Here is a 13,012-nt window from a genome sequence, read left to right on the forward strand (position 1 = left end):
AGTTTCGGGAGAGTAAATCATGGGCAAAATTATCGGTATTGACCTGGGGACCACCAACTCCTGCGTCTCCGTGTTGGAAAACGGCGTTGCAAAAGTAATCGAAAACGCCGAAGGCGCGCGTACCACGCCGTCGATCATCGCTTACGCCAACGATGGTGAAATCCTCGTTGGCCAGTCGGCCAAGCGCCAGGCTGTGACCAACCCGCATAACACCCTGTACGCGGTGAAGCGCCTGATCGGTCGTAAGTTCGACGAAGAAGTCGTACAAAAAGACATCAAAATGGTCCCTTACAAGATCGCCAAGGCTGACAACGGTGACGCCTGGGTTGAAGTAAATGGCCAGAAAATGTCGCCACCGCAAATCTCGGCTGAAATCTTGAAGAAGATGAAGAAGACTGCCGAAGATTACCTGGGTGAGACAGTGACTGAGGCGGTGATCACCGTTCCAGCCTATTTCAACGACAGCCAGCGCCAGGCGACCAAAGACGCCGGCCGCATCGCGGGCCTGGATGTAAAACGTATCATCAACGAACCGACCGCAGCTGCTCTGGCTTACGGTATGGACAAGGCCAAGGGCGATCACACCGTGATCGTTTATGACCTGGGTGGCGGTACGTTCGACGTTTCCGTGATCGAGATCGCTGAAGTAGACGGCGAGCACCAGTTCGAAGTGTTGGCCACCAACGGCGACACCTTCCTGGGTGGTGAGGACTTTGACATTCGTCTGATCGACTACCTCGTTGACGAATTCAAGAAAGAAAGCGGCATGAACCTCAAGGGTGACCCGCTGGCGATGCAGCGCCTGAAAGAGGCTGCTGAAAAAGCCAAGATCGAGCTGTCTTCTGCTCAGTCGACCGACGTTAACCTGCCGTACATCACCGCAGACGCCACCGGTCCTAAGCACTTGAACGTGAAGATTTCTCGCGCCAAGTTGGAAGCGCTGGTCGAAGACCTGGTTCAACGCACTATCGAGCCATGCCGCATTGCGCTGAAAGACTCCGGTATTGATGTTGGTGCGATCAACGACGTGATCCTGGTAGGCGGTCAGACCCGTATGCCACTGGTTCAGAAGTTGGTTACCGAGTTCTTCGGCAAAGAAGCACGTAAAGATGTGAACCCGGACGAAGCGGTTGCCATGGGTGCTGCCATCCAGGGCGCGGTATTGGCCGGTGACGTGAAAGACGTGTTGCTGCTGGACGTAAGCCCGCTGACCCTGGGTATCGAAACCATGGGTGGCGTGATGACTGCGCTGATCGAGAAAAACACCACGATTCCTACCAAGAAATCCCAGGTGTTCTCGACGGCTGATGACAACCAGGGTGCTGTGACCATTCACGTGCTGCAAGGTGAGCGTAAGCAGGCTGCTCAGAACAAGTCCCTGGGCAAGTTCGACCTGGCTGAGATTCCACCAGCACCACGTGGCGTGCCACAGATCGAAGTGACCTTCGACATCGACGCCAACGGCATTCTGCACGTAGGTGCGAAAGACAAGGCTACCGGCAAAGAGCAGAAGATCACCATCAAGGCCAACTCCGGTCTTTCTGATGAAGAAATTCAACAGATGATCCGTGATGCTGAAACCAATGCTGAAGCTGACAAGAAGTTCGAAGAGTTGGCAGGTGCCCGTAACCAGGGCGACGCACTGGTTCACTCGACACGCAAAATGATCGCTGATGCTGGCGAGAAAGTGACCGCTGAAGAGAAGGCCGCGATCGAAGCTGCTGTAGTTGCCCTGGAAGCCGCTGTCAAAGGCGACGACAAGGCTGCCATTGAAGCCAAGGTTGAAGAGTTGTCGAAAGTTTCCGCGCCAGTGGCTCAGAAAATGTACGCCGAACAGGCTCAGCCGGCTGACGGTGCTGCTCAACAGGCAGAGCCAGAAGCTAAAGACGATGTTGTCGATGCCGAGTTCGAAGAAGTTACCGACAAGAAGTAAGTTGGTCGTCCGGTTGACCGCTATCAAGCGGTGACTGGTAGGATGTCGCCGCGCGGGAGCTTGCTCCCGCGTTGGCGTGTCTGGGGTATGCGAATTTTTACAGCATGCGACTGTGTTCGGATGTTGGCGGTGTGATCGGGGATGCTCCTGCTTTCCGAGCAATGAATACCGCGTTTTTGGCCGGGTCCCTGGCTAAAAAGTAGTAACGACCAGGATCGTTGAATTGACGTGAGTTGGGTCCGGGCCTGTATTGGGGCTCAACGAGTTTAGCCAGGCTCAGGAGGGTCTGGCTGGACGTCCTTAAGAGTGCAAAGACTTATGGCAAAGCGTGACTATTACGAAGTGTTGGGTGTGGAGCGCGGCTCCAGCGAGGCGGACCTGAAAAAGGCTTACCGTCGCCTGGCAATGAAGCACCACCCGGACCGTAATCCGGATAGCAAAGAATCCGAAGACATGTTCAAAGAGGCCAACGAGGCTTACGAATGTTTGTCTGATCCCAACAAGCGTGCGGCCTACGACCAGTATGGACATGCCGGTGTCGACCCGAGCATGGGCGGCGGCGGTGCCGGTTTTGGCGGTCAGAACTTCTCCGATATTTTCGGTGATGTATTCAGTGACTTCTTTGGTGGTGGCCGGGGTGGTCAGCGTGGCGGTGCTCAGCGTGGCAGCGACTTGCGTTACACCCTGGAGCTGAACCTGGAAGAAGCTGTACGCGGCACCAGCGTCAATATTCGCGTACCGACGCTGGTTAACTGCAAGCCGTGTGATGGTTCGGGTGCCAAGAAAGGTTCCGCGCCGATTACTTGCCCGACATGCGGCGGTATCGGCCAGGTGCGTATGCAGCAGGGTTTCTTCTCGGTGCAGCAGACCTGTCCGCGTTGCCATGGGCAGGGCAAGATCATTTCCGATCCGTGCGATTCCTGCCACGGCGAAGGCCGCGTCGAAGAGTACAAGACCCTGGCGGTAAAAGTGCCGGCGGGAGTCGATACCGGAGACCGTATTCGTCTGTCGGGTGAGGGTGAGGCCGGTACCCAGGGCGGTCCTACGGGCGACCTGTACGTGGTGATCAATGTGCGCGAGCACTCGATCTTCCAGCGCGACGGCAAGCACTTGTTCTGTGAAGTGCCGATCAGCTTTGTCGATGCAGCCCTGGGTGGCGAATTGGAGATCCCGACCCTGGACGGTCGGGTCAAGCTCAAGATCCCTGAAGGTACGCAGACCGGCAAGCAGTTCCGTATTCGTGGCAAGGGCGTAGCGCCGGTGCGCGGTGGCGGTGCTGGCGACTTGATGTGTCGTGTGGCCGTGGAGACTCCGGTCAATCTTGGGCGCCGTCAGCGTGAATTGCTTGAGGAATTCCGCAGTTCGCTGGAGGGCGATGACACGCATTCGCCGAAAACCACTGGCTTTTTCGAAGGCGTGAAGCGCTTCTTCGGCGACCTGTAAGGAAGTGAGTATGCGACGTATAGCCGTAATGGGCGCTGCCGGGCGCATGGGCAAGACGCTGGTCGAGGCGGTGCAGCAGCGCTCCCCGGCCTCTGGGCTGACCGCGGCGATTGTTCGTCCCGGTAGCACGTTGATCGGTGCGGATGCGGGTGAGTTGGCTTCGCTGGGGCGTATCGGTGTCTCATTGTCAGGCAGCCTGGAGCAGGTGGCTGACGAATTCGATGTGCTGATCGACTTCACCCTGCCGGAAGTGATGCTGAAAAACCTCGCGTTCTGCCGCAAGGCGGGCAAGGCGATGGTGATTGGTACCACGGGTTTGACTGCGCAGCAGAAGCAGTTGTTGGAGGAGGCGGGTAAGGATATTCCCGTCGTCTTCGCAGCCAACTTCAGTGTCGGCGTGAATCTGTCGCTCAAGTTGCTGGACATGGCGGCGCGGGTGCTGGGGGATGAGGCGGATATCGAGATTATCGAGACGCATCACCGTCACAAGATCGATGCGCCGTCGGGTACCGCGCTGCGCATGGGGGAGGCTATTGCCGATGCGCTGGGGCGTGATCTGTCCAAAGTGGCGGTTTACGGTCGCGAAGGGCATACCGGTGCGCGTGCGCGTGACACCATTGGTTTTGCGACCGTCCGTGGCGGTGATGTCGTAGGCGACCACACGGTCTTGTTTGCTACCGAGGGTGAGCGCCTGGAAATTACCCACAAGGCTTCGAGCCGCATGACATTCGCCAAGGGCGCGGTGCGTGCCGCGCTCTGGTTGGAAGGTCGCGAGGCTGGTCTGTACGACATGCGCGATGTGTTGGATCTGCACTAAGCAGTAGCTAAAACCGGGCCTCGGGATTATCCTAAGGCCCCGTTTTTACCCGCTAAGCGACGTCCTGTCGCATTCTCCTGCCTTTAAGGCTCATTAGCGGTGGACCAAAAAAGCCTTTTTCTGTAAGCTACAGCTTTAGTGTGTCCACTAAAAGCGCGCAGAATAATTCAGTGAAGAAGCGGGGTGACGTGTCCATACGTCACTCCGCTTTTTTACAACCTGCGATCGCCCTTTCAGGCTTTATTTACGGGAGGTCTTCTTGACTAAGCCAGCCATACTCGCCCTTGCTGATGGCAGCATTTTTCGCGGCGAAGCCATTGGAGCCGACGGTCAAACCGTTGGAGAGGTGGTGTTTAACACTGCCATGACCGGCTATCAGGAAATCCTTACCGATCCTTCCTACGCCCAACAGATCGTTACCCTGACCTATCCGCACATCGGCAACACCGGTACTACGCCGGAAGACGTTGAGTCTGATCGTGTCTGGTCGGCGGGTCTGGTCATTCGTGATCTGCCACTGGTTGCGAGCAACTGGCGTAACACGATGTCGCTGTCCGATTACCTGAAAGCCAACAACGTTGTGGCGATCGCCGGTATCGATACGCGCCGCCTGACGCGCATCCTGCGTGAAAAGGGCTCGCAGAATGGCTGCATCATGGTCGGTGACAATATTTCCGAAGCAGCGGCGATTGCTGCAGCGCAAGGCTTCCCAGGCCTGAAAGGCATGGACCTGGCGAAAGTCGTCAGCACCAAGGAGCAGTACGAGTGGCGCTCCACTGTCTGGGACTTGAAGACCGACAGCCACGAGACTATCGAAGCGGCTGACCTGCCGTATCACGTGGTCGCATACGACTACGGCGTCAAGTACAACATCCTGCGTATGCTGGTCGAGCGTGGGTGCCGCGTGACCGTGGTGCCGGCGCAAACGCCTGCCAGCGACGTGCTGGCCCTGCAACCTGACGGCGTGTTCCTGTCCAACGGCCCGGGTGATCCTGAGCCTTGTGACTACGCCATCCAGGCCATCAAGGAAGTGCTGGAAACCGAGATTCCGGTATTTGGTATCTGCCTCGGTCACCAACTGCTGGCGCTGGCCTCCGGCGCCAAGACCCTGAAAATGGGTCATGGCCATCACGGCGCCAACCACCCTGTGCAGGACCTGGACACCGGCGTTGTGATGATCACCAGCCAGAACCACGGTTTTGCGGTGGATGAAGCGACCTTGCCGAGCAATGTCCGCGCGATTCACAAGTCGTTGTTCGACGGTTCCCTGCAGGGTATCGAGCGTACTGACAAGAGCGCGTTCAGCTTCCAGGGCCACCCTGAAGCAAGCCCGGGCCCGAACGACGTAGCACCGCTGTTCGACCGTTTCATCAATGAGATGGCCAAGCGACGCTGACTGAGCGGCCTGCGGGCGGCCCCTACCTTGGCGGCCCCTGCAGGCTCTTCGAAGATTGTTCAAGACGGCTTGCCGACTGACCTGCGGATTTGAGTGACAAACCCATGCCAAAACGTACAGACATAAAAAGCATCCTGATTCTCGGCGCTGGCCCGATCGTTATCGGCCAGGCCTGCGAATTCGACTACTCCGGCGCCCAGGCCTGCAAAGCCCTGCGCGAAGAGGGTTACCGCGTCATCCTGGTGAACTCCAACCCGGCCACCATCATGACCGATCCGGACATGGCCGACGCTACCTACATCGAGCCGATCAAGTGGCAGACGGTTGCCAAGATCATCGAGAAAGAGCGTCCGGACGCACTGCTGCCGACCATGGGCGGCCAGACTGCATTGAACTGCGCCCTGGATCTGGAGCGCGAAGGCGTCCTGGAAAAATTCGGCGTAGAGATGATCGGCGCCAATGCCGACACCATCGACAAGGCTGAAGACCGTTCGCGCTTCGACAAGGCCATGAAGTCCATCGGCCTTGACTGCCCGCGCTCCGGTATCGCCCACAGCATGGAGGAGGCTAACGCAGTTCTCGAAAAGCTCGGCTTCCCGTGCATTATCCGTCCGTCCTTCACCATGGGCGGCACCGGTGGTGGCATTGCCTACAACCGTGAAGAGTTCGAAGAAATCTGCGCCCGTGGCCTGGACCTGTCTCCGACCAAAGAGCTGCTGATCGACGAATCCCTGATTGGCTGGAAAGAGTATGAGATGGAGGTTGTCCGTGACAAAAAGGACAATTGCATCATCGTCTGCTCCATCGAAAACTTCGACCCGATGGGTGTGCACACCGGTGACTCGATCACCGTTGCTCCGGCGCAGACCCTGACGGACAAGGAATACCAGATCATGCGTAACGCCTCGTTGGCGGTATTGCGTGAGATCGGCGTTGAAACCGGTGGCTCCAACGTTCAGTTCGGTATCTGCCCGGACACCGGCCGCATGGTCGTGATCGAGATGAACCCGCGTGTATCGCGTTCTTCGGCGCTGGCATCGAAAGCGACCGGCTTCCCGATTGCGCGTATCGCCGCCAAGCTGGCTATCGGTTACACCCTGGACGAACTGCAAAACGAAATCACGGGCGGCGCTACGCCGGCGTCCTTCGAACCGTCCATCGACTATGTCGTGACCAAGCTGCCACGCTTTGCCTTCGAGAAGTTCGCCAAAGCCGACGCGCGCCTGACCACCCAGATGAAGTCGGTGGGTGAAGTCATGGCCATCGGCCGAACCTTCCAGGAGTCCCTGCAGAAAGCCCTGCGTGGCCTGGAAGTGGGCGTTTGCGGCCTGGACGAGAAGCTCGACCTGAGCAACCCGGAAAGCATGAGCATCCTCAAGCGCGAGCTGACCGTGCCGGGCGCCGAGCGTATCTGGTATGTGGCTGATGCCTTCCGCGCCGGCATGACTGTCGAAGACATCTTCGGCATGAACATGATCGATCCGTGGTTCCTGGTGCAGATCGAAGATCTGATCAAGGAAGAGGAGAAGGTCAAGACCCTGGGTCTGGCCAGCATCGACCGCGACATGATGTTCCGCCTCAAGCGCAAAGGCTTCTCCGACCAGCGCCTGGCCAAGCTGCTGGGTGTGACCGAGAAAAACCTGCGCACGCATCGCCACAAGCTGGAGATCTTCCCGGTCTACAAGCGCGTTGACACCTGTGCCGCCGAGTTCGCCACCGACACTGCGTACCTGTACTCCACCTACGAGGAAGAGTGCGAGGCCGCGCCGTCGGGCCGCGACAAGATTATCATCCTGGGTGGTGGTCCGAACCGTATCGGCCAAGGCATCGAATTCGACTATTGCTGCGTACATGCCGCCCTCGCGCTGCGCGAAGACGGGTACGAGACCATCATGGTCAACTGCAACCCGGAAACTGTTTCCACTGACTACGACACTTCCGACCGCCTGTACTTCGAGCCGGTAACGTTGGAAGACGTGTTGGAAATCTGTCGCGTCGAGAAGCCCAAAGGCGTGATCGTCCAGTACGGCGGCCAAACCCCGCTGAAACTGGCGCGTGCCCTTGAGGCCGCCGGCGTGCCAATCATCGGCACGAGCCCTGACGCCATCGACCGTGCCGAAGATCGTGAGCGCTTCCAGCAAATGGTTGAGCGCCTGAACCTGCGCCAGCCGCCAAACGCTACCGTGCGCAGCGAAGACGAGGCCATCCGTGCAGCCAGCAAGATCGGCTACCCGCTGGTGGTGCGTCCATCCTACGTGCTGGGCGGCCGGGCGATGGAAATCGTCTACGAAGAAGAAGAGCTCAAGCGTTACCTGCGTGATGCGGTAAAAGTGTCCAACGACAGCCCGGTGCTGCTGGACCACTTCCTCAACTGCGCCATCGAAATGGACGTGGATGCAGTTTGCGACGGTACCGACGTGGTCATCGGCGCGATCATGCAGCACATCGAGCAGGCGGGCGTTCACTCCGGTGACTCCGCGTGCTCGCTGCCGCCGTATTCGTTGCCTGCACATATCCAGGACGAGATGCGCGAGCAGGTCAAGAAAATGGCCTTGGAGTTGGGTGTTGTCGGCCTGATGAACGTACAGTTGGCGCTGCAGGGCGAAGACATCTACGTCATTGAAGTCAACCCGCGTGCTTCGCGTACCGTGCCGTTCGTTTCCAAGTGCATCGGCGTGTCCCTGGCCATGATCGCTGCGCGTGTGATGGCGGGTAAGACCCTGAAGGAAATTGGCTTCACCAAGGAAATCATTCCGAACTTCTACAGTGTGAAAGAGGCAGTGTTCCCATTTGCCAAATTCCCTGGTGTGGACCCGATCCTCGGTCCGGAGATGAAGTCCACCGGTGAAGTGATGGGCGTGGGCGACACCTTCGGTGAAGCATTCGCCAAGGCCCAGATGGGCGCCAGCGAAGTGCTGCCGACCGGCGGTACTGCGTTTATCAGCGTGCGTGATGATGACAAGCCGCTGGTTGCAGGCGTGGCCCGTGATCTGATCAACTTGGGCTTTGAAATCGTGGCAACTGCCGGGACCGCCAAGCTGATCGAAGCGGCCGGCTTGAAAGTGCGCCGCGTGAACAAGGTGACGGAAGGCCGTCCGCATGTGGTCGACATGATCAAGAATGATGAAGTCACGCTGATCATCAACACCACCGAAGGTCGCCAGTCGATCGCGGATTCCTACTCCATTCGCCGTAATGCCTTGCAGCACAAGATCTACTGCACCACCACTATTGCTGCTGGCGAAGCTATCTGCGAAGCGCTCAAGTTCGGTCCGGAAAAGACCGTGCGTCGCTTGCAGGATCTACACGCAGGATTGAAGGCATGATCAAATACCCAATGACCGTCCAGGGTGCCAAGGCCCTGGAAGAGGAGCACGCCCATCTGACCAAGGTCGTACGTCCAAAGCTGAGTCAGGACATTGGTACGGCCCGCGAGCTGGGTGACCTGAAGGAAAACGCCGAATACCACGCTGCTCGTGAGCAGCAGGGTATGGTCGAAGCGCGGATCCGTGATATCGAAGGCCGTTTGCAGAATGCGGTGATCATCGACGTCACGACTATTCCCCACACTGGCAAGGTGATTTTCGGTACCACCGTGGAGATCGCCAACGTTGAGACTGACGAGAGCGTGGTCTACCACATCGTGGGAGAGGACGAGGCTGACTTCAAGCTCGGCAAGATCTCCGTCGGCTCACCACTGGCCCGTGCCTTGATCGCCAAGGAAGAGGGTGATGTGGTGTCTGTCAAAACGCCAGGCGGTGTGATCGAGTACGAGATTGTTGAAGTTCGTCACATCTGAAAGGCGGCGCCCGCTTCGTGCGGGCGCCATGCTTTGGCAGCTTGCCCAGATGCTTTGGGTGGGCGGCCTATGGTTGTTACATCTTGGTGTATTGCCGGTGCTGGGCGTGATTGGCCTGGCTCCGTTGCTGATCGATGAAATCGATGGATTACTGAGTGCGCTGCTGGTGGGTTTCGCGGCGGCGTGCGTAGCGCTTCAGGCGTTGGTGCTGGTCAAGGCTGAAGGCTTGGAGAGTCTGTGGCGGGATATTCGCGGCCAACTGCTGTTGATGGCGCTGTATGCGTGTGCAATGTATTGCATTGTGCATGTCTGGCTGCCGGAAGCGTTGCGCTGGCAGCTATTCAGCTATCTTGTGCTAGGGTTCTCCGGCCTGGTGCTGGTTATACAGCCTGCTCCGGGATGGAGTGGCGGGGCGCGCGAAGCACGCCCGTGACCCTTTGTATTACTTGAAGCGGTGTACGTTCGACAGTTGCTTGTTGACGCTGAAGTTCTTGCGATACAGCAGCGCCATCTTGCCGATGACCTGAACCAGGTCCGCCTTGCCAACCTTGCACAGTTCTGCAATGGCGGCCAGGCGCGCCTCGCGGTCAAGGATGTTGACCTTGATCTTGATCAGTTCGTGATCGCCCAATGCGCGTTCAAGTTCGGCTAACACACCTTCAGTCAAACCGTTGTCTGCCACAATCAGAACTGGTTTCAGATGGTGGCCAATGGATTTGTACTGTTTCTTCTGCTCTTGAGTGAGCGGCATAATCTGACCCCTGCGTCTGATCTTGTAAAAAGCGGCGGCCAGTTTACCCGAGCGAGTCCGGGACCGCCCAGTTAATCACGACCCGTTTTATTTTCGAGGTGGCCCGTGGCCCGTTCCAAAACTAGCCTTAAGTGGCTGCAAGAGCATTTCAACGATCCTTACGTCAAAAAGGCGCAAAAGGATGGCTATCGTTCCCGGGCCAGCTACAAGCTGTTGGAGATCCAGGACAAGGACAAGTTGATTCGTCCAGGCATGAGCGTCATCGATCTTGGCGCGGCTCCCGGTGGCTGGTCCCAGGTGACCAGTCGTCTGATTGGTGGTCAAGGTCGCCTGATTGCTTCCGACATCCTGGAAATGGACAGCATCCCGGATGTGACCTTTGTTCATGGAGACTTTACCCAGGACACAGTGCTCGCCCAGATCCTTGAGGCTGTGGGAAATTCGCAGGTAGACCTTGTGATTTCCGACATGGCCCCCAATATGAGTGGATTACCGGCCGTTGATATGCCGCGGGCCATGTTCCTTTGCGAATTGGCGCTGGATTTGGCGGGTCGGGTGTTGCGTCCCGGTGGCGATTTCCTGGTGAAGGTGTTCCAGGGAGAGGGTTTCGACGAGTACCACAAGAACATCCGCAAATTGTTCGACAAGGTGCAGACGCGTAAACCAGACTCTTCCCGGGACCGGTCCAGGGAGCAATACCTGCTGTGCCGCGGCTTCCGTGGCGTCGAAGGCGCGGCGAGTGAAGAGCGTTTTTGAGGAATTCGAGGAGGGCGATAGGTTTTTTTATATCGCTTTCGTCACGAAGCTTTACGAATATTGTGTAGTCAAAGTTTCACAAAGGGTTACAGACGGCGCCTGCCAGAGTTGTAGGTAATGTAGTAAGTTAGGCCGGTGAATATCATGCGAAGCGCGCGCCAGTAGCGGAGCTTGCTTCAGAGGGTAGTTAATTGAACGATATGGCAAAGAATCTGATCCTGTGGTTGATCATCGCGGCTGTCCTCGTGACGGTGATGAACAACTTCTCCAGCCCTAACGAGCCGCAGACCCTCAACTATTCCGACTTCATCCAGCAAGTTAAGGATGGCAAGGTCGAGCGCGTAGCGGTTGATGGCTACGTGATCACCGGCAAACGCAACGATGGCGACAGCTTCAAGACCATTCGTCCGGCAATTCAGGACAACGGTCTGATCGGCGACCTGGTGGATAACCACGTGGTTGTCGAAGGCAAGCAGCCTGAGCAGCAGAGCATCTGGACTCAACTCCTGGTGGCAAGCTTCCCGATCCTGGTGATCATTGCCGTGTTCATGTTCTTCATGCGCCAGATGCAAGGCGGTGCTGGAGGCAAGGGCGGGCCGATGAGCTTCGGCAAGAGCAAGGCGCGCCTGCTCTCTGAAGATCAGGTAAAGACTACCCTGGCGGACGTAGCGGGTTGCGACGAAGCCAAGGAAGAAGTCGGCGAGTTGGTTGAGTTCTTGCGCGATCCAGGCAAATTCCAGCGCCTGGGTGGCCGTATTCCTCGCGGAGTGCTGATGGTCGGCCCTCCAGGTACCGGTAAAACCTTGCTGGCCAAGGCCATTGCCGGCGAAGCCAAGGTACCGTTCTTCACCATTTCCGGTTCTGACTTCGTTGAAATGTTCGTCGGTGTCGGTGCGAGCCGCGTTCGCGACATGTTCGAACAGGCCAAGAAGCATGCGCCATGCATCATCTTCATCGATGAAATCGACGCCGTTGGTCGCCATCGTGGTGCTGGCATGGGCGGTGGTCATGATGAGCGTGAGCAAACCCTCAACCAGTTGCTGGTCGAGATGGATGGTTTCGAGATGAATGACGGCATCATCGTCATCGCGGCAACCAACCGTCCGGACGTGTTGGATCCTGCGCTGCTGCGTCCAGGCCGCTTTGACCGCCAGGTGGTGGTTGGCCTGCCGGACATCCGTGGGCGCGAACAAATCCTGAAAGTGCACATGCGCAAAGTGCCAATGGGCGACGACGTTGCACCGGCTGTGATTGCCCGTGGTACCCCGGGGTTCTCGGGTGCTGACCTGGCCAACCTGGTGAACGAGGCTTCGCTGTTTGCAGCCCGTACCGGCAAGCGCATCGTTGAAATGAAAGAGTTTGAGCTGGCGAAAGACAAGATCATGATGGGCGCTGAACGCAAATCCATGGTCATGTCCGAAAAAGAGAAGCAGAACACTGCTTACCACGAAGCGGGTCACGCCATTGTGGGGCGTGTCGTGCCTGAGCATGACCCGGTCTACAAAGTGTCGATCATTCCTCGTGGTCGTGCGTTGGGTGTCACCATGTTCCTGCCGGAAGAGGATCGTTATAGCCTCTCCAAGCGTGCGCTGATCAGCCAGATCTGCTCGCTGTACGGCGGTCGAATTGCTGAAGAAATGACCTTGGGCTTCGACGGCGTGACCACTGGGGCTTCCAACGACATCATGCGCGCCAGCCAGATTGCGCGGAACATGGTGACCAAGTGGGGCTTGTCGGAAAAGCTCGGTCCTTTGATGTATGCCGAAGAAGAAGGTGAAGTATTCCTGGGGCGTGGCGGCGGTGGTCAAAACGCCAGTTTCTCCGGTGAGACAGCCAAGCTGATCGATTCTGAGGTGCGCAGTATCATTGACCAGTGCTATGGCACGGCCAAGCAGATCCTGACCGATAATCGCGACAAGCTTGATGCAATGGCTGATGCGTTGATGAAGTACGAGACCATCGATGCAGACCAGATCGACGACATTATGGCCGGTCGGGCGCCTCGTGAGCCTCGTGATTGGGAAGGTGGTTCGGGTACTTCGGGCACCCCGCCAGTGGTTCAGAACGAGCGCCCTGAAACCCCAATCGGCGGCCCGGCAGCTGACCATTAAGGTTTG

General features: G+C 57.7%; 10 protein-coding genes. 9 read left to right on the forward strand and 1 reads right to left on the reverse strand.

Annotated features, from left to right (window positions below):
- Positions 1-19: 19 nt before the first annotated feature.
- From dnaK to C8K58_RS29715, 7 genes are all read left to right on the forward strand, one after another.
- Positions 20-1,933 (forward strand): molecular chaperone DnaK, encoded by a 1,914-nt coding sequence (dnaK, locus tag C8K58_RS29685; RefSeq protein ID WP_027605358.1) that lies wholly within the window; start codon positions 20-22, stop codon positions 1,931-1,933.
- 318 nt (positions 1,934-2,251) lie between these two features.
- Positions 2,252-3,376: a molecular chaperone DnaJ gene (gene dnaJ / locus C8K58_RS29690; RefSeq protein ID WP_065925314.1), complete on the forward strand. Its 1,125-nt coding sequence runs from the start codon at positions 2,252-2,254 to the stop codon at positions 3,374-3,376.
- A gap of 10 nt (positions 3,377-3,386) precedes the next feature.
- Positions 3,387-4,193 carry a 4-hydroxy-tetrahydrodipicolinate reductase gene (gene dapB, locus C8K58_RS29695; RefSeq protein ID WP_027605360.1) on the forward strand — a complete coding sequence of 269 codons (807 nt, stop codon included), beginning with the start codon at positions 3,387-3,389 and terminating at the stop codon, positions 4,191-4,193.
- 259 nt (positions 4,194-4,452) lie between these two features.
- Positions 4,453-5,589, forward strand: coding sequence for a glutamine-hydrolyzing carbamoyl-phosphate synthase small subunit (carA, locus tag C8K58_RS29700; RefSeq protein ID WP_027605361.1), 1,137 nt, complete (start codon positions 4,453-4,455; stop codon positions 5,587-5,589).
- A 104-nt stretch (positions 5,590-5,693) separates the two neighbouring features.
- On the forward strand, positions 5,694-8,915 hold the full coding sequence (gene carB / locus C8K58_RS29705; RefSeq protein ID WP_027605362.1) for a carbamoyl-phosphate synthase large subunit: 3,222 nt from the start codon (positions 5,694-5,696) through the stop codon (positions 8,913-8,915).
- On the forward strand, positions 8,912-9,388 hold the full coding sequence (greA, locus tag C8K58_RS29710) for a transcription elongation factor GreA (RefSeq protein ID WP_027605363.1): 477 nt from the start codon (positions 8,912-8,914) through the stop codon (positions 9,386-9,388). The genes carB and greA overlap by 4 nt, the downstream gene beginning before the upstream one ends.
- A gap of 28 nt (positions 9,389-9,416) precedes the next feature.
- Positions 9,417-9,821, forward strand: coding sequence for a hypothetical protein (locus C8K58_RS29715; protein WP_027605364.1), 405 nt, complete (start codon positions 9,417-9,419; stop codon positions 9,819-9,821).
- Positions 9,822-9,830: 9 nt separating this feature from the next.
- Here the strand turns inward: C8K58_RS29715 and C8K58_RS29720 are convergent, their stop codons facing one another.
- Positions 9,831-10,139 (reverse strand): YhbY family RNA-binding protein, encoded by a 309-nt coding sequence (locus tag C8K58_RS29720; RefSeq protein WP_017139256.1) that lies wholly within the window; start codon positions 10,137-10,139, stop codon positions 9,831-9,833.
- A gap of 105 nt (positions 10,140-10,244) precedes the next feature.
- Between C8K58_RS29720 and rlmE the strand changes: the two genes are divergently transcribed.
- Positions 10,245-10,895, forward strand: coding sequence for a 23S rRNA (uridine(2552)-2'-O)-methyltransferase RlmE (gene rlmE / locus C8K58_RS29725; protein ID WP_015885924.1), 651 nt, complete (start codon positions 10,245-10,247; stop codon positions 10,893-10,895).
- A 200-nt stretch (positions 10,896-11,095) separates the two neighbouring features.
- Positions 11,096-13,006: an ATP-dependent zinc metalloprotease FtsH gene (gene ftsH / locus C8K58_RS29730; RefSeq protein WP_027605365.1), complete on the forward strand. Its 1,911-nt coding sequence runs from the start codon at positions 11,096-11,098 to the stop codon at positions 13,004-13,006.
- Positions 13,007-13,012 lie beyond the last annotated feature (6 nt).

The sequence above is a fragment of the Pseudomonas sp. GV047 genome, assembly GCF_003058245.1.
In the GTDB taxonomy this organism is placed as follows: Bacteria; Pseudomonadota; Gammaproteobacteria; order Pseudomonadales; family Pseudomonadaceae; genus Aquipseudomonas; species Aquipseudomonas marginalis.

Excerpts from the sequence above, each read along its gene's own strand:
- carB (WP_027605362.1), top strand. The coding sequence starts at position 5,694 with ATGCCAAAACGTACAGACATAAAAAGCATCCTGATTCTCGGCGCTGGC.
- dnaK (WP_027605358.1), top strand. The coding sequence starts at position 20 with ATGGGCAAAATTATCGGTATTGACCTGGGGACCACCAACTCCTGCGTC.
- C8K58_RS29720 (WP_017139256.1), bottom strand. The coding sequence starts at position 10,139 with ATGCCGCTCACTCAAGAGCAGAAGAAACAGTACAAATCCATTGGCCAC.
- C8K58_RS29715 (WP_027605364.1), top strand. The coding sequence starts at position 9,417 with ATGCTTTGGCAGCTTGCCCAGATGCTTTGGGTGGGCGGCCTATGGTTG.
- greA (WP_027605363.1), top strand. The coding sequence starts at position 8,912 with ATGATCAAATACCCAATGACCGTCCAGGGTGCCAAGGCCCTGGAAGAG.
- dnaJ (WP_065925314.1), top strand. The coding sequence starts at position 2,252 with ATGGCAAAGCGTGACTATTACGAAGTGTTGGGTGTGGAGCGCGGCTCC.
- ftsH (WP_027605365.1), top strand. The coding sequence starts at position 11,096 with ATGGCAAAGAATCTGATCCTGTGGTTGATCATCGCGGCTGTCCTCGTG.
- dapB (WP_027605360.1), top strand. The coding sequence starts at position 3,387 with ATGCGACGTATAGCCGTAATGGGCGCTGCCGGGCGCATGGGCAAGACG.